General features: G+C 33.9%; 17 protein-coding genes. 13 read left to right on the top strand and 4 right to left on the bottom strand.

Annotation, left to right across the window (positions count from 1 at the left end; all coding sequences use genetic code 11):
• The first annotated feature begins 15 nt into the window (after positions 1–15).
• Positions 16–1,068, top strand: a complete 1,053-nt coding sequence (rfbB, locus tag ACYSNM_RS07765; protein ID WP_461756371.1) for a dTDP-glucose 4,6-dehydratase — start codon at positions 16–18, stop codon at positions 1,066–1,068.
• Positions 1,069–1,141: 73 nt separating this feature from the next.
• Here the strand turns inward: rfbB and rfbA are convergent, their stop codons facing one another.
• From rfbA to ACYSNM_RS07745, 4 genes are all read right to left on the bottom strand, one after another.
• A complete protein-coding gene (gene rfbA, locus ACYSNM_RS07760; RefSeq protein WP_461756370.1) occupies positions 1,142–2,017 on the bottom strand; it encodes a glucose-1-phosphate thymidylyltransferase RfbA in 876 nt (291 codons plus the stop codon).
• A gap of 137 nt (positions 2,018–2,154) precedes the next feature.
• Positions 2,155–3,279 (bottom strand): GTP cyclohydrolase, encoded by a 1,125-nt coding sequence (locus ACYSNM_RS07755; protein ID WP_461756369.1) that lies wholly within the window; start codon positions 3,277–3,279, stop codon positions 2,155–2,157.
• Between the two features lie 64 nt (positions 3,280–3,343).
• Positions 3,344–4,012, bottom strand: a complete 669-nt coding sequence (locus ACYSNM_RS07750; RefSeq protein ID WP_461756368.1) for a spermidine synthase — start codon at positions 4,010–4,012, stop codon at positions 3,344–3,346.
• A gap of 88 nt (positions 4,013–4,100) precedes the next feature.
• Positions 4,101–4,580, bottom strand: a complete 480-nt coding sequence (locus ACYSNM_RS07745; RefSeq protein ID WP_461756367.1) for a helix-turn-helix domain-containing protein — start codon at positions 4,578–4,580, stop codon at positions 4,101–4,103.
• A 313-nt stretch (positions 4,581–4,893) separates the two neighbouring features.
• Here ACYSNM_RS07745 and ACYSNM_RS07740 point away from each other — a divergent pair, with 313 nt between their 5' ends.
• The 12 genes from ACYSNM_RS07740 (at position 4,894) to sucD (ending at position 17,293) form a co-directional block, all read left to right on the top strand.
• Positions 4,894–6,045: a M14 family zinc carboxypeptidase gene (locus ACYSNM_RS07740; protein WP_461756366.1), complete on the top strand. Its 1,152-nt coding sequence runs from the start codon at positions 4,894–4,896 to the stop codon at positions 6,043–6,045.
• 91 nt (positions 6,046–6,136) lie between these two features.
• Complete coding sequence (locus ACYSNM_RS07735) at positions 6,137–6,616, top strand: Lrp/AsnC family transcriptional regulator (protein ID WP_006258948.1); 480 nt, start codon at positions 6,137–6,139, stop codon at positions 6,614–6,616.
• A 74-nt stretch (positions 6,617–6,690) separates the two neighbouring features.
• Positions 6,691–7,695, top strand: coding sequence for a metal-dependent hydrolase (locus ACYSNM_RS07730; protein ID WP_461756365.1), 1,005 nt, complete (start codon positions 6,691–6,693; stop codon positions 7,693–7,695).
• Positions 7,696–7,756: 61 nt separating this feature from the next.
• A complete protein-coding gene (yaaA, locus tag ACYSNM_RS07725; RefSeq protein ID WP_461756364.1) occupies positions 7,757–8,524 on the top strand; it encodes a peroxide stress protein YaaA in 768 nt (255 codons plus the stop codon).
• A gap of 76 nt (positions 8,525–8,600) precedes the next feature.
• On the top strand, positions 8,601–10,100 hold the full coding sequence (gene hutH / locus ACYSNM_RS07720) for a histidine ammonia-lyase (RefSeq protein WP_461756363.1): 1,500 nt from the start codon (positions 8,601–8,603) through the stop codon (positions 10,098–10,100).
• Between the two features lie 95 nt (positions 10,101–10,195).
• Complete coding sequence (locus ACYSNM_RS07715; RefSeq protein ID WP_461756362.1) at positions 10,196–11,434, top strand: HD domain-containing protein; 1,239 nt, start codon at positions 10,196–10,198, stop codon at positions 11,432–11,434.
• A 30-nt stretch (positions 11,435–11,464) separates the two neighbouring features.
• Complete coding sequence (gene lpxD, locus ACYSNM_RS07710; RefSeq protein ID WP_461756361.1) at positions 11,465–12,481, top strand: UDP-3-O-(3-hydroxymyristoyl)glucosamine N-acyltransferase; 1,017 nt, start codon at positions 11,465–11,467, stop codon at positions 12,479–12,481.
• Positions 12,482–12,527: 46 nt separating this feature from the next.
• Entirely contained in the window at positions 12,528–13,925 is a 1,398-nt protein-coding gene (locus tag ACYSNM_RS07705) for a bifunctional UDP-3-O-[3-hydroxymyristoyl] N-acetylglucosamine deacetylase/3-hydroxyacyl-ACP dehydratase (RefSeq protein WP_461756360.1), read from the top strand.
• Between the two features lie 3 nt (positions 13,926–13,928).
• Positions 13,929–14,714 carry an acyl-ACP--UDP-N-acetylglucosamine O-acyltransferase gene (gene lpxA / locus ACYSNM_RS07700; RefSeq protein WP_461756359.1) on the top strand — a complete coding sequence of 262 codons (786 nt, stop codon included), beginning with the start codon at positions 13,929–13,931 and terminating at the stop codon, positions 14,712–14,714.
• Positions 14,715–14,735: 21 nt separating this feature from the next.
• On the top strand, positions 14,736–15,302 hold the full coding sequence (gene efp / locus ACYSNM_RS07695) for an elongation factor P (RefSeq protein ID WP_461756358.1): 567 nt from the start codon (positions 14,736–14,738) through the stop codon (positions 15,300–15,302).
• 24 nt (positions 15,303–15,326) lie between these two features.
• Positions 15,327–16,262, top strand: a complete 936-nt coding sequence (locus tag ACYSNM_RS07690) for a UDP-3-O-(3-hydroxymyristoyl)glucosamine N-acyltransferase (protein WP_461756357.1) — start codon at positions 15,327–15,329, stop codon at positions 16,260–16,262.
• A gap of 158 nt (positions 16,263–16,420) precedes the next feature.
• Positions 16,421–17,293 (top strand): succinate--CoA ligase subunit alpha, encoded by an 873-nt coding sequence (gene sucD / locus ACYSNM_RS07685; protein WP_461753777.1) that lies wholly within the window; start codon positions 16,421–16,423, stop codon positions 17,291–17,293.
• Positions 17,294–17,823: the final 530 nt, after the last annotated feature.

Here is a 17,823-nt window from a genome sequence, read left to right as displayed (position 1 = left end):
CTTAAGATCACCAATATGAACAATATACTAATTACCGGTGGAGCTGGTTTTATTGGTTCCCATGTAGTACGTCACTTTGTAAAGACCTATGAGAACTACCACATCTATAATTTAGATGCTTTAACTTATGCAGGGAATTTAGAAAATCTAAAGGACGTAGAGTCTTTCCCTAATTATACCTTTATAAAAGGAGATATTAGAGATATGGTTTTTTTAGAGGAATTATTCCATAAGTATTCTTTTGATGCAGTTATTCATTTAGCAGCAGAATCTCATGTGGACCGCTCTATTGAGGACCCTTTAGCTTTTGTTACCACTAATGTAATAGGCACAGTGAATCTTTTACAAGTATGTAAACAAATTTGGGGTTCTGATTTTAAGGATAAACTATTCTATCATATATCTACCGATGAGGTGTATGGTTCTTTGCCTGAAGAAGGGTTTTTTATGGAGACAACAAGTTATGATCCAAATTCACCTTATTCTGCTTCCAAAGCTAGTTCGGACCATTTTGTGCGTGCCTATGCTCACACCTATGGACTTCCTGTTGTAATAAGTAATTGTTCTAATAACTATGGACCTTTTCAATTTCCAGAGAAATTAATTCCGTTGACTATTCACAATATCTTAAAGCAAAAAACCATTCCTATTTATGGCAATGGTAAAAATATTAGAGATTGGCTATATGTACAGGATCATGCCTTGGCTATAGATTGTATTTTTCATCAAGGAAAAGTAGGGCAGACCTATAATGTTGGAGGACTAAATCAATGGACAAATATTGATTTAGTAAAACAGATTATTTTAGAGATGGACCAGCGATTAGGTAATAAGGAAGGACATAGTTTATCGCTTTTAAAATTTGTTAGTGATCGTCCTGGTCATGATATGCGATATGCTATTGATGCTAGTAAGTTGCAAAGTGAGTTAAAGTGGTCGCCTAGTGTTAGTTTTGAGCAAGGTTTAAGTAAGACCATAGAGTGGTATTTAAATAATCAGGATTGGTTAGAGGGGGTAAATAGTTTAGAATATCAAAATTACTACCAAAGACAGTACAATAAGAGATAGTAAATGGTTGTATTATCTTCTGTTTATAAAATTAAAAAAGGAGTCTTATATAATAGGACTCCTTTTTTAATGGTTATTTTTGGGATATAATATCCTCTATGTATTGGTAGTACTCCGAAGAGTGATTTTGTATTTGCTTTTTTAATGCCTCTTTGCTTATCCATCTATTTTGAAGGGCAATTTCTTGTAAACAGGCAATTTTAAGTCCTGTTCTTTTTTCAACTGCTTTGACAAATTCTGTAGCTTCCACTAAGGATTCATGTGTACCGGTATCTAGCCAGGCAAATCCTCTACCAAGGGTTTCTACTCGAAGGCGATTTTCTTTAAGATAAATATTGTTTAAATCGGTTATTTCTAGTTCACCTCTTTGGGAAGGAGTAAGTTTTTTAGCGTTTTTAACTACATCATTGGGAAAGAAATAAATACCTACTACAGCAAAATTGGAGGTTGGATTTTTGGGCTTCTCTTGAATATCTATAGCCTTTCCTTGCTTATCAAAGCTAACTACTCCATATCTAGAAGGGTCTTTGACAGTATATCCAAAAACTGTTGCCTCTTTTAGATTTTTAGTGTTTTGTATAGATTGCGTTAATTTATTTTGTAGCCCATTACCATAGAAGATATTGTCTCCTAAGATCAGGCAAACATCACTATCTTGTATAAAAGAAGCGCCTAGTAGAAAAGCTTGAGCAATACCTTGAGGTTTCTCTTGAATACAATAACTCAAAGAGATACCAAAATTGCTACCATCTCCTAATAGTTGCTCAAAAAGGGGTAGGTCTCTTGGTGTAGAAATAATTAAGATTTCTTTTATTCCAGCAAGCATTAATACCGATAAAGGGTAGTAAATCATTGGTTTGTCATAAACAGGTAGAAGCTGTTTAGAAATGGCTAAGGTTAAAGGGTGAAGTCTTGTTCCAGAGCCCCCTGCTAAAATAATTCCTTTCATATATATAGTTGTTTTTACAAATGTAGCCAATTATACCAACCTAGGTAATACTAATGGCGGTAGTTTGCTTTTTTTTGATGCATAATATGCTTTGTAATAAAAAAAGCTCGATTAATAATTACCGAGCCTTAAGTGTATTATTGTATAGTAATATCTTTTCTATAGGTTTTTCTTTCTTTATGGATTTCAGGGTTTAAACTCTTCCACAATTGCTGAATTTTATTGTTTTCCTTAAGTAAAGGGTTAGTCTCTACAATTTCAATCTTGTGTTTAGTAAAACATTTATAAATTTCCTTGAAAATAATAGCTGTAACTCCTTTACTTCTGTATTCAGGGTCTACTCCAATTAAATAGTACTCTGCGTGGTTGTTTTTACGCATTGCTTGTAAAAGATGCCAAAATCCAAAAGGGAATAATTTTCCATTTGCTTTTTGGAAACCTCTAGAGAAAGAAGGCATGGTAATGGCAAAAGCAATCATCTTATTATTCTCATCCATCACACAGCTAATGAAGTCTGGGTGTATAAATTGTAAGTACTTGGTTTTATAATGTTCGATCTGGAAATCTTCTATAGGTACAAAACTTTGTAGGTCTGCATAGGTCTTATTTAAAAGAGCGAACATTTCATCCACATAAGGCAATAGTTCTTTAATGGTTTTAAATTCTAGTGCTTTTACCTTAAAGCGCTCCTCTACAATAGTAGACATTCTTTCTATCTTTTCTTCATTATAGGCAGACATGTCAATTTTGTATTCAATCCATTCTGCTTCTGGAGTAAATCCAAGCTGGGTTAAATGCTCTGGGTAATAATGGTGGTTGTATAGGCCAATCATAGTTGCGATTTGATCAAATCCTTTGGTTAGCATTCCTGCCTTGTCCATATTGGAAAAGCCCATAGGTCCTTCTATATACTGCATCTTATGTTTAATGGCAAACTCTTCTACCTTTTGTAATAATGCTTTTGTAACCTGGGGGTCATCTATCATGTCTAACCATCCAAATCTTACCTTTGGTTTATGAAGGTCATTTACCTCGGTCCAGTTGATGCAACAAGCTACTCTTCCTACTAGTTTAGCATTTTTATATGCTAAATAGAATTCTACATCTACAGATTTAAAAATATCATTTTTCGGATCAAAACTTTTTATCTCATCCTTTATAATAGGAGGTACCCAATAGGCATTGTTTTTATATAGCTCAAAAGGAAATGTAACAAAATCCTTCATTTGTTTTTTAGTGGTTACTTTTTGTATTTCAATCATAATATATAAACAAGAGTTCACAAGATACAAATATAGTTTATCTATAGAGAACTCTAATGGGTTTTTAGTCTAGCTTTTTAATGGTAAAAATTTCATTTGCCCCTAAGGTACGTGGATAAGTTCTAAGACTATATTTCTTTGGATCAAATAAAGCAGTGAAGTCTTGGTTTCTTTTAGCTTGCTCCTTATTAATGACGATAGTATTGAATAAAATAAAGCCATCTTTATCTAGGAGCTGTACTAAATGTTCCACAAAGTAATTTTGGAATAAAAAATCTGGCATGTGGTAATCTATAAAAATGTCGATTATTATAAGACCATAGGTTTTATTGGTGCGTAATACATATTCAAAAGCATCCATAATATGTATTGTATGCTTGTTGTTGTATTGTTCTAAGTCGAAGTATTTTTTTCCAAGGGAAACAATCTGTTGATCTAGTTCTACACTATCGATTTGATTGGTATACTTTACTTGGTTTCTTAATGTAGAGACAATTCCTCCGGCGCCTAGTCCTAAAATAAGTACTCTATTTGCCTTTCTAATTTTACTAAAGCCAATATAATTTAAGGCTTGTTGTAAAGTATTTTGTAGTTCTCCATAGGAGTAATTTGTGTTTTTTGTGTCTAGGGTTAACTTGCCTTTATGGTAAACAAGTTGAAGTTGGTTATTCACTTTAGAGGGTATTTTTTTATATACCACTGGGGTGAAGTAACTGATTATTTTTTTGAGCATACCATGTTTTATTTTGCTGTAATCAAAGGTAAACTATTTGATGCATTAACGGGTAATAATGATTGCAAATTACCCTGGCTTTTTGTATTTATCTTGGAGTAAATGTCTTGAAAGTTCCGTCGGTATAAAAGACAACAATTTGTGAAATATCGTCTTTTTCAGTGAAATTAAACAGTGAGTTTGATGGAGTTTTTTCTTTGATTTTAGAGGTATTTTCTGGCGTGTTATTTTGCTTTTTCTCCGCAGATTTAGCCTGTTTTTTTTGACTCTTTTTTAAAGAATTATCCAAAGGATTATCTTTTGTGTTAGCAGAAAGGGGAGTGTGGTTAGAAGATGGATTGTTGTCCTTTTCTTGTAAATAAGAGCCATCTCCTTTTAATAGCCACTCTAAACTGAGCTCGGGAAAGGCGTGGTTTATTTTTAAAATAAAGTCTAAACTAGGTTTGTTTCTACCTGAAAGTAGGTGAGACAAGCTAGAGCGTTGCACACCAATTTTATCGGCAAAACTAGAGGCGGAGTGCTCTAAATTTTCTAATAAAAATTCTAATCTGTCCACAAAGTTGTCCATAGTCAAAAGGGCTATCAAAAAGGATGAAATCTGCTATTTAGTTTACAAATGTAATAAAAATATAAATTATATTATACCTATATAGGATATAATTTTATTATATGCTTCAAGTTTATGTTTAAGTGGTCTTGTCTAAAGGCTTGGAAAATAAATTTTTATATTGCTATTTATTGAGGTTAGAGTACTTATAGTTTTGCTGCTTTGAAAAGTTTACATTTGTAATTACATTTGTAAACAATAAATACCCTGATTGTGTTTACAAATGTAATAAAATCTTTTTTTACATTTGTTTGTACCCTAAAAAACTAAAGCGATGGAATATCAAGATATTGTAAAAAGCTATAAAGATGGCAAAGTAGAAGGAAGATGGATTACCAATGAGCACATAGAGGATAGCTTAAATGACTTAAAGCTTTACTTTAAGGTTGAGGTGATTGGTTACAGCCAAGAAAGTCTGCCTATTAAAAAGGTAACTTGGGGACATGGTCCTGTAAAGATTGCTATGTGGTCTCAAATGCATGGCAACGAATCAACCACTACAAAGGCGGTTTTAGATTTGCTATATTTTCTAAATAATTCCCAAGATCCTATAGTGCACAAATGGAGGAGTTTTTTTACCTTGCAAATCATTGTGATTTTGAATCCCGATGGAGCAAGGGCTTATACCCGTAATAATGCCAATCAAGTAGATCTTAATCGCGATAGTATTCTACTGAGTCAAAAAGAGAGTAAAGTCCTAAGAAATTTCCTGGAAGATTTCAATCCACATTATGCCTTTAATTTGCATGATCAGCGTAGTATTTTTGGAGTGGGTGATACGGGAAAAAATGCGATCATTTCTTTTTTGGCACCTGCCTATGATTCGGAATTATCTCTTAGAGAAAATCGCATTTTAGCAATGCAGTTAATTAGTTGTATTAACCACGAATTACAAAAAGATATAAAGGGGCATGTAGGAAGGTTTGACGATGCTTTTAATATCAATTGTATTGGGGATTATTGTCAAAGCCAAAATTGGATCACTGTTTTATTTGAAGCAGGTCATTACCCAAAGGATTACCAAAGAGAGAAAAGTAGAGCTATTGTTTTTAAAAGTTTATGTATTGCTTTAAATACAATATATAAGGAAGAACATTTAGAAAAAGATATAAAGGAGTACTTGTCTATACCTGAGAATCAAAAAAACTTCACTGATATTATCTTTGCAAATGTGTTAGAACAAGGTAGTGGGGAGGTTTTTATTGTAAAAGCTCAATATTTAGAGCAATTTGCAGATAAAAAAGTTAATTTCTGTCCTATTGTTGTGGATATTAATAAAAAAGGAAGTAAATTTGCGCATCTATGTGAGCAAGAGCGTTATGTTTTTAGGAAAGAATATATAGATAAACAGGAAATTTTAAATAAAAACCTTGAGGAAGTAATAAGGATTACGCCGCAAAAGGTTAATATTATACTAAAAAAATAATAAAATTTGTGATTTCTTAAACAAATGAAATTTTAATTTAGTATTATTGTACAGAATTATAGATTTAGAATAAGATAAATAAAATTGATTTATGAGTAAATTTCGTTTAGATGAAATCGATCACCAAATCTTAGATATGTTGATTGATAATACGAGAGTTCCTTTTACAGATATTGCTAAAAAACTTTTGATTTCTGCCGGTACAGTTCACGTACGTGTTAAGAAAATGGAAGATGCAGGAATTATACAAGGTTCTTCTTTAACTTTAGATTATGAGAAATTAGGATATGCATTTATTGCTTATATAGGAATTTTCTTGCATAATACTTCTCAAACTAAATTCGTTTTAGAGAGAATTAATGAAATACCATTTGTAACGGTTGCCCACGTGACTACAGGAAAATTCAACGTTTTCTGTAAAATTAGAGCAAAAAACACTCGTCACGCAAAAGAGGTAATCTATATGATTGATGATATTGAAGGAGTTTACAGAACGGAATCAATGATTTCTTTAGAAGAGAGCATCAATGATAAAAAACGTTTAATGCACACTATTTTCAAAGAATTATAAGAGTGCATTACATACAATAAAATATAAAAACTGCTCTAGGGCAGTTTTTTTTATGCCTAAAAGTTAGATAAATTATGGATTCTCTTTCACAAATTGTATTAGGAGCTGCTGTTGCTAATGCTGTTGCAGGTAAGCAAATTGGCAATCGGGCTCTTTTGTATGGAGCTATAGTAGGAACTATACCCGATTTAGATGTTTTAGCACTTTTTTTTACGGATCATTTAACTGGGGTGGAATTTCACCGGACCCTTACTCACTCGGTTTTCTTTGCCTTTATAGCCTCTTTTTTTCTGGGCTATATTCTGTTTTTATTGGAAAAAAAGCGAGATCTATCCTTCTCTAGAGCCTACTGGTTAGTGTTTCTAGGGCTATTTACTCATTCTTTGTTAGATATCTTTACCACTTGGGGTACAGCTCTTTTTTGGCCTTTACCTTATTATTTTGCCTTTAAAAGTATATTTGTCATCGATCCTTTATATACCTTACCCTTTTTGTACTTTTTGGTGCGATCGGCTTTATGTAAAAATAATTGGCCTAAAAGAAGGTATTTCAATACATTAGCTCTAGTGGTAAGTAGCGCTTATTTATTGATTGCACTTGGCTTAAAAGCGGTTGTTTACTCTAAGTTTAAAAAGGAGTTAGCTCACAGTGAAATTGCCTATGAGAATATTTCTGTTAAGCCCTCTGCTTTAAATACTATTTTATGGAATGCTATTATTCAAAGTAAAGATGGGTTTTATGTGTCGGATTATTCTTTTTTTGATACTTCAAGACCTTTGTTTACCTATTATGCTAAAAACCATTATTTGGCGGATTCAATTAAGGAGGAAGAAGATTTTCAGCGTTTAGTTCGCTTAAGTGAGGGGGATTATGTTTTAAGCCAAAGTGGTGATACTTTATTTTTTCACGATTTGCGTTTTGGTCTTTTGAAAAACGATCCTTTAGATCCGCAATTTGGTTTTAGTTATGCTTTAAATAAAGACCAAAAGGGTGACTTGATCATTACTGAGGTAGTTAAAGATAGGTCAGAAGGTGTTAAAATGCTGCAAAAATTGTGGATTAGGATACAAGGTCGATAATAAATAATAGGCTATTTTAAATAGTTAAGCTATATTTGGATAGCAATAAAAAAACAGTATTATGAAGATTTTAATTTCTCCGGCTAAGAGTTTAGATTATACAAGCCCAGTTCCAACAACCAATAGTTCTTCTATTACGTTTTTGGAGCAAGCTAAAGAAATACAAGGTGTTTTACAAGAATTATCTGTAGCTCAAATTCAAGAGTTAATGAAGATTTCCGATGCACTAGCAAAACTAAATTGGGATAGAAACCAAAGTAGATCCTTTGTTGTTGATCCTGAAAATCAACAGGAATTTCGTCAAGCTGTCTTTGCTTTTAATGGCGATGTGTACGGAGGTTTAGATGCATATACTTTAGATCAAAGTAAATGGGAGATAATGCAAGATAAACTACGTATTTTATCTGGATTATATGGGTTTTTGAAGCCTTTTGATTTAATTGAACCATATCGTTTGGAGATGGGGACAAAACTGCCAATTGGACCTTATAAAGATTTATATGCTTTTTGGAAGCCTATTTTGGCTCAGAAATTGAATGAGCAAACAAAACCAGGAGAGTTACTTGTTAATCTAGCTAGTAAGGAATACTTTTCAGCTATTGATAAAAAGGCCTTACATACCAGACTTGTGACACCGGAATTTAAAGAATTACGCCAAGGTAAATTAAAGACCATTAGTTTTTATGCTAAAAAAGCTAGAGGACAAATGGTGCGTTATATCCTTGAAAATAATATTGAAGACCTAGAAGGATTGAAAAACTTTAATGTAGATAACTATGTTTTAAGTGAGGAATTATCTAAAGGAGACCTTTTAGTTTTTACTAGATAAAAATTCCTATTCAATTAGGCAGCTTACCCACCCAAAAAAACAACCACTATTACCAATAATAACCACCAAATTAATTATGGAAGAAATACATTATATTAGTTCAAATGTGCTTACAATTGAAAAGTTACAAGAGATTTTAGCTTATGGTAAAATTGATTTATCGGAAGAGGCTAGGGCCAATATTGTAAATTGTAGGGAGTATTTGGATAATAAACTCAAAGAGCAACAAGCGCCTATTTATGGAATTAACACTGGATTTGGTTCCTTATGTGATGTGAAGATCCCTTCGGATCAGCTTTCTGAGTTACAAGAAAACCTAGTAATGTCTCATGCTTGTGGTACTGGAGAATTAGTTCCGGAACAAATCGTGAGAATGATGCTTGTTTTGAAAATCAAATCTTTGAGTTATGGTAACTCTGGGGTTCAGTTGCAAACAGTAGAGCGTTTAATGGATTTTTTCAATAACGACGTTTTACCTGTAGTGTACGACCAAGGATCCTTAGGTGCTTCAGGAGATTTATCGCCCTTAGCACATTTAGCTTTACCACTAATTGGAAAAGGAGAAGTATATGTAGATGGCTTTAGACAACCTGCTAGTAAGGTGTTGGAGCGTTTTGGTTGGGAACCAATTAAATTGCAAAGCAAAGAGGGCTTAGCTCTTTTAAATGGAACCCAGTTTATGAGCGCTTATGGTTGCTATATCCTTAGTAAAACTAAAAAGCTTTCTTATTTATCGGATCTTATTGCTGCGGTTTCTCTAGAGGGATTTGACGGTAGAATTGAGCCTTTCAATGAGCTTATCCATTATGTTAGACCACATAAAGGGCAAATTGTAACAGCTCAGTTTTTTAATGATGTTTTACAAGGGTCTGAATTAATCGCTCAGGAGAAAAAACACGTGCAAGATCCATACTCTTTCCGTTGTATACCTCAAGTGCACGGTGCATCTAAAGACGCCATTGATTATGTAGATAGAGTTTTTAAAACAGAAATAAATTCGGTAACAGATAATCCTAATATTTTTTATAAAGAAGATATTATTGTCTCTGGAGGTAATTTCCATGGACAACCTTTAGCTATCTCCTTAGATTTCCTATCTATAGCTTTAGCAGAGTTAGGAAGTATCTCAGAAAGACGTACCTACCAACTAATAAGTGGAACAAGAGGGCTTCCTGCCTTTTTAGTATCTAATCCAGGATTGAATTCCGGACTTATGATTCCTCAGTATACTGCTGCTAGTATTGCAAGTCAGAATAAGCAATTAGCTACACCTAGTAGTGTAGATAGTATTGTTTCTAGTAATGGACAAGAGGATCACGTTAGTATGGGGGCTAATGCTGCAACTAAAGCATTGCGCATCGTGGATAATTTGGAGCGCATTTTAGCTATAGAATTATTAAATGCAGCACAAGCTTTAGAGTTTAGAAGACCTCTTAAATCGAGTGTATTTATAGAGTCTTTTATAGCAGCTTACCGAGAAGAAGTTGATTTTGTTGAAAAAGATCGCGTGTTACATTATGATATCGAAAAGACCATTGGATTTTTGGATTCTTTTCAAATTGATATAGAAAATTAAAAATATACTATAAACTGCACTTTATTTTAGTAATAAAGTGCAGTTTTTTTTATATATTGTTATATTTGTGTTCCACGATTTAAAAAGAAATATATTTGAGACCCATCAATAAATTAAAGATTCTAAATGACCCAATTTATGGGTTTATCTCTATACCTAACTCCTTGGTATATGATTTGATTGAACATCCTTATTTTCAGCGTCTAAGACGGATTTCTCAAATGGGAGTTTCCTATTTGGTTTATCCAGGGGCACATCATACGCGTTTTCATCATGCTATTGGTTGTATGCATTTAATGCAAAAGGCAGTGCAAGTGCTGCGTTTTAAAAATGTAGACATTTCGCCAGAGGAAGAAACGGCTTTGTATGTAGCTATTTTATTGCATGATATTGGACATGGTCCTTTCTCTCATGCAATGGAGCACAGTATTGTTGAGCAAGTGGTTCACGAGGATATTTCATTGTATTTTATGAATCGTTTGAATGTTGAATTTGATGGGCAACTGGATTTAGCCATTAAAATCTTTAAAGGAGAGTACCATCGTAAATTCATGCTTCAATTGATCAGTAGTCAACTAGATATGGATAGGATGGATTATCTTAAAAGAGATAGTTTTTATTCTGGTGTTGCCGAGGGTAATATCAATTCCGAACGTTTGATTCAGATGTTAAATGTGGTCGAGGATACTTTAGTGGTGGAGCAAAAGGGAATTTATTCCGTGGAAATGTTTTTAGTAGCAAGACGCCTAATGTATTGGCAAGCTTATTTGCACAAGACTAGTGTTTGTGCTGAAATGATTCTAGTAAGAGTATTAAAAAGAGCAAAAGAATTAGCCCAAAAAGGAGTTAGATTATGGGCTAGTGAAGCGCTACTTTTCTTCTTGGAAAATCAAGTAGACGCCCAAGATTTTGATCAAAGAGCACTTGATAAATTTGCCCTTTTAGATGATTCAGATATCATGGGAGCTTTGAAGTCATGGCAGTTTCATGACGATTTTATCTTGTCAAAATTGAGTAATATGATTGTTAATCGCGATTTGTTGCAAGTAGAGGTGATTAGTGATAAGCAAGAATTGGCTGAAAAGCTAGAAAATAAAACAAATAAAATCGCGTTAGAGACGAGCTTGAGTAAAGAAGCTTTAAAGTATTTTGTATTCAAGGGAAAGGTCAAAAATAGTGCCTATAGTAGAGAGCAACAGCCGATTATGATCTTGAAAAAAAATGGAAGTATCAGGGATATTCTAACGGTTTCCGATCATTTAAATCTAAAAGCCCTAAGTAAACCTGTGACAAAGTATTTGCTTTGTTACCCAAAAAGCACTTTAGAGCCATAAATTTCAATTATATTTTATATTTTTGCCCTAATGAAAATAGCAGCAGAACAAATCGCATCAGTTTTAGAAGGAGAGATAGTAGGGGATCCTACTATTGAAGTTAGTTCTTTATCTAAAATTGAAGAAGGAAAGGAAGGTTCGTTAAGTTTCTTAGCTAACCCTAAATATATACAGCATATTTACACTACAGAGGCTTCTGTGGTGATTGTAAATAAAACATTTGAACCAGAGCGTCCTATTAAAGCTACTTTAATTAAAGTAGAGGATGCCTATAAGTCATTTTCCAAATTATTACAGTTCTATAACGAGGTGAAATTAAGTAAATCTGGTATAGAGCAACCTTCTGTTATTTCAGAGGGTAGTACCCATGGAGATGGATTATACCTGGGGAGTTTTTCTTATATAGGAAAAAATACGAAAATAGGGGAAAATGTAAAAATTTACCCAAATTCTTTTATTGGAGATAACGTAGTTATTGGAGATAACGTAGTGTTATTTGCAGGAGTACGAATTTATTCAGAAACTCAAATAGGAAGTAACTGTACTATCCACTCTGGCAGTATTATTGGTTCAGATGGTTTTGGTTTTGCACCAAACGAGGATGGTAGTTATTCTAAAGTGCCACAAATTGGAAATGTTATCATTGAAGATGATGTTGAAATTGGTGCCTCTACAACTATTGATAGAGCTACTCTTGGTTCTACTATTATACGTAAAGGGGTTAAATTGGATAACCAAATTCAAATTGCCCATAATGTTGAAATAGGTGAGAATACTGTAATTGCGTCTCAGACAGGTATTGCAGGGTCTACCAAAGTTGGTAAAAACTGTATGTTTGGAGGACAAGTAGGTATTGTTGGACATATTTCTATCGGAGATAATGTGAAGATCCAAGCTCAAACTGGTGTAACTAGAAGTGTGCCTGCTAATGGTGTAGTTCAAGGAACTCCAGCTATTCCAAGTAATGAATTTTTACGCTCTTTTATACACTTTAAAAATCTACCACAAATTGTAGAGGATTTAAAAGAGTTGAAAAAGAAAATTTAAGTGAGTATTTAAAAGAATCTATTATAAATAGTAAAGGAAATTAATTATGGTTAAACAAAAAACCATCCAAAACGAAGTAACCTTAAAAGGGGTAGGTCTTCATACAGGTCAAGAGGTAACGATGACACTAAAGCCAGCTCCAGTAAATAATGGTTTTACCTTTGTTAGAGTGGATTTAGAAGGTCATCCTATAATTGAAGCGGATGCTAATTATGTAGTTAATACGCAACGTGGGACTAACTTAGAGAAAAAAGGAGTTCGCGTACAAACCACAGAGCACGTTTTAGCTGCTTTTGTTGGATGTGATTTAGATAACGTAATCATTGAGCTTAATGCCTCAGAACCTCCAATTATGGATGGTTCCTCTAAGTACTTTGTGGAAGCTGTTGAAAAAGCTGGTGTTGTAGAGCAAGATGCACAAAGAGAAGAGTATATTGTTAAAGAAGTAATTTCCTATGTAGACGATGAGACTGGTAGCGAAATCATTATCATGCCTAGCGATTCTTACCAAGTAACCACTATGGTTGACTTTGGAACTAAGGTTTTAGGAACTCAAAATGCTACATTAAAAAGTTTAGAAGATTTTAAAGAAGAAATCTCTGAGGCAAGAACATTTAGTTTCTTACATGAATTAGAAGCTCTTTTAGCCAACGGACTTATTAAAGGTGGAGATTTAAATAATGCTATTGTTTACGTAGATAAAGAAATCTCGGAAGAAACAATGGGACATTTGAAAAAAGCTTTTGGAAAAGAGCAGATTTCTGTAAAGCCTAATGGTGTATTAGATAACTTAACATTGCATTACCCTAATGAGGCAGCAAGACATAAGTTATTAGATGTTATTGGGGATTTGGCTTTAATTGGAACGCGTATTCGCGGTAAAATTATTGCAAATAAACCAGGACATGCTGTAAATACTGCATTTGCTAAAAAGATGTCAAAGATTATTCGTGATGAGAAACGCAACCAAGTGCCTAGCTATGATTTACATGCTGAGCCTTTAATGGATGTGGTGAAAATCATGCAACTTTTACCTCACCGTCCACCATTTTTATTGGTAGATAAAATTTTGGAGATGTCACCAACTCACGTTGTAGGGGTTAAAAATGTTACAATGAATGAAGAGTTCTTCGTTGGACATTTCCCAGGTGCTCCGGTTATGCCAGGAGTGTTGATTTGTGAGGCAATGGCTCAATCTGGAGGTATTCTTATTTTGAGTACAGTTCCAGATCCACAAAACTATTTAACGTATTTCATGAAAATGGATAATGTTAAATTCAAAAACAAAGTATTGCCAGGGGATACCCTAATATTCAAATTAGAATTAATTACACCTATTCGCCGCGGAATTTGTCATATGCAAGCTTATGCTTATGCAAACGGTAAGTTAGTAGCGGAGGCTGAATTAATGGCTCAAATATCAAAAAAACCAAATATAGAATAATATATGAATCAGCCTTTAGCATATGTTCATCCAGGAGCCAAGATAGCACGAAATGTTGTTATTGAGCCATTTACAACGATTCATAATAATGTTGAAATTGGTGAAGGGACTTGGATTGGATCAAACGTAACAATCATGGAAGGTGCAAGAATTGGAAAAAACTGTAAAATTTTTCCAGGGACTGTAATTTCTGCTGATCCCCAAGATTTAAAATTTGATGGAGAAATCACTACTGTAGAAATTGGAGATAATACTACAATTCGCGAGTGTGTGACTATAAATAGAGGTACAAAGGATAGATATAGAACAGTAGTAGGAAAGAATTGTTTAATTCAAGCCTATAGCCATATTGCTCACGATTGTATTGTGGGGGATAACTGTATATTTTCTAACTCAAGTACTTTAGCAGGACACGTAACTGTAGGAGACTATGTTGTTTTAGCAGGTCTAGTTGCAGTTCACCAGTTTTGTACAATTGGATCGCATTCTTTTATAACAGGAGGAACTTTAGTTCGTAAAGACGTTCCACCATTTATTAAAGCTGCAAGAGAGCCAATTTCTTATGCTGGAATAAATTCAGTTGGATTGCGTCGTAGAGGTTTCGATCCAGAGAAGATTCGTGAGATTCAAGCTATTTACCGTATTTTATATCAAAAGAATTACAATACGACTCAAGCTTTAGAAATTATCGAAACGGAAATGGAAGCAACTCCAGAGAGAGATGAAATAATCATGTTTATCCGTAATTCTTCAAGAGGAATTATGAAAGGATATTCAGGAATGTATTAATAAATAAAAATAATTTAGAAAATGGCAACTACAGCTGATATTAGAAATGGTTTATGTATAAAATACAATAACGATATTTATAAGATTGTTGAATTTTTACACGTAAAACCTGGAAAGGGACCTGCTTTTGTTAGAACTAAAATGAAAAGTTTAACAAACGGAAAAGTATTAGAAAATACTTTCTCTGCAGGACATAAAATTGACGAAGTTCGTGTAGAAACACATAAATTCCAATATTTATACCCAGAAGGAGACCAGTTTCACTTTATGAATGTGGAGAACTACGAACAAATTACTTTATTAAAAGATATTTTAGATGCTCCAGAATTATTAAAAGAAGGAGAAATGGTAATGGTTCAAATCAACACGGATACAGACCTTCCTTTAGCTGTTGATATGCCAGCTTCTGTTATTTTAGAAGTTACTTATACAGAGCCAGGGGTAAAAGGAAATACTGCAACAAACGCAACTAAACCTGCTACTGTTGAAACTGGTGCTAGCATCAACGTTCCTTTATTTATCAATGAGGGAGATAAAATTAAAGTAGATACAGCTTCAGGTTCTTACATGGAGCGTATTAAAGAATAATTCACTTTTTAGTATAGTTAGGTTATGCGTTTTGAAAAAGTTCAAGACTTGCAAACTATCGCTCAAATTATTGGGTGTGAGTTTGTAGGTGAGCCAGATTTTCCAGTTTATGGTATTAACGAAATTCACGTTGTACAAGAGGGAGAAATAGTTTTTGTGGATCATCCTAAGTATTATGATAAGGCCTTAGAATCTAATGCCACTATTATTTTAATCAATAAAGATGTACCATGCCCACAGGGTAAGGCGTTGCTTGTATCCGAGGATCCATGGAGAGACTTCAATAAGTTATCTACTTTTTTCAACCCTTTCAAACCAGCAGAAATCTTGCAAGCAAAGGATGCAGTAATAGGGGAAGGTACCGTTGTACAACCTAATGTGTTTATAGGGCACAATGTGGTTATCGGTAAAAACTGTGTTATTCATCCAAATGTAGTTATTCACGATGGTGCCGTTATTGGTAATAACGTGGTAATTGGTGCTGGAACTATTTTAGGTGCAGACGCCTTCTACTATAAGAAAAGACCAGAAGGATTTGATCCTTTGATTTCTTGTGGACGAGTTGTTATTGAAGATAACGTTGGAATAGGTGCTTTATGTACTATTGACAGAGGTGTTACCGGAGATACTCTTATACAAGAAGGAGCAAAGATCGACAACCAAGTACACATTGGTCACGATACTACAGTAGGTAAGCGTTGTTTAATTGCTGCTCAATGTGGAATTGCAGGCTGTGTAATTATAGAAGATGAAGTTACTCTTTGGGGACAAGTTGGTACCACTAGTGGTATAACAATTGGTTCTAAGGCGGTAATTTTAGCTCAATCTGGAATTTCTAAATCTCTAGCTGGAGGTAAAGTTTACTTTGGTTATCCAGCTCAGGAGTCTCGAGATATGTTGAAGCAATTAGCTAACATTAAGAGAATCCCATCGATTTTAGAAAAAGTAAAGTCTATATAACCCTTGATAAATGGCCAAAAGGCCTTTTAAATGGTGTTTTTATAGCAAGTCAAACAATTATTAGTCAAACCAGATATAGTTAAGCAACAAAAAATTTTATTCTAGCGTAGAATTGTTTATTTTTGTATAACTATGTTTAAATAATTAAAAACAAAATCATGAGTGTTTTAGTAAATAAAAATTCAAAGGTAATCGTTCAAGGGTTTACTGGAAGTGAAGGTACTTTCCACGCTTCTCAAATGATTGAATACGGGACAAATGTTGTAGGTGGAGTTACTCCAGGTAAAGGAGGAAGCACTCATTTAGATCGTCCAGTGTTTAACACTGTTGCTGATGCAGTAGAGAAAGCAGGAGCTGATACTTCTATTATCTTCGTACCACCAGCGTTTGCTGCTGATGCTATTATGGAAGCTGCTGATGCTGGAATCAAAGTTATTATTTGTATTACAGAAGGAATTCCTGTTGCTGATATGATTAAAGCTTATGCTTACATCCAAGATAGAGACTGTCGTTTAGTTGGACCTAACTGTCCAGGTGTAATCACACCAGGTGAAGCTAAAGTTGGTATTATGCCAGGTTTTGTATTTAAGAAAGGTACTGTTGGAATCGTTTCTAAATCAGGAACTTTAACGTATGAAGCAGCTGACCAAGTTGTTAAACAAGGTTTAGGTGTTACAACTGCAATCGGAATTGGTGGAGACCCAATCATTGGAACTTCAACTAAAGAAGCAGTTCAATTATTAATGAATGACCCTGAGACTGAAGCAATCATTATGATTGGTGAAATTGGAGGTCAATTAGAAGCTGATGCTGCTCGTTGGATTAAAGAAGACGGAAACAGAAAACCTGTTATCGGATTCATCGCAGGAGAAACTGCTCCAGTTGGAAGAACAATGGGTCACGCAGGTGCTATTGTAGGTGGAAGCGATGATACTGCTGCTGCTAAAAAACGAATCATGAGAGAATGTGGTATCCACGTTGTTGATTCACCAGCTGAAATTGGATTAAAAGTAAAAGAAGTTTTAGGATAATCCCTAACTTTTTCTATCTATCATAAAAAAGGCTATTCCCAAGTGGAATAGCCTTTTTTTTATTGCTGTATAATTGGGATTTATTTGAAAAATAAGCGTGTTTATTTTTTTGAAGAGAGTTGGTTGGTTGCCATCTAGATCTAAGAGCTATAGTTTTGTAATACTCTAGTTATAGTAATATATACTTTTGCCTATAGATGTGTAGGATTATGGCATAGGCTTGGCTTGATAGGATATGTACCGCTTATAAATTAGTAGAGACCAAAGAAAGTCTATTAGATGAATCTTTACCAAAGCAAGCCAAACATATCTACTTAAAAGTCAGAAATAAACAAATAAGGCATTGCTGTCAAGAGAATGAAAACAAGTAGGTGATAGGGGGTAGGTAATACGCTCATATATCGCTTTTTAAGCTTCTATATTAAAAAATCATAGCCAAGGTGTGTAATTTTATTAAACACTTTTAAATAAGCTTATTTTTAGCTAAAGAGTGTGTTTTGTAATAAAAAAAGGGATACTCCATATTGGAA

Source organism: Myroides sp. LJL116, from assembly GCF_054871685.1.
This window is presented reverse-complemented; position numbering and strand designations above follow the sequence as displayed.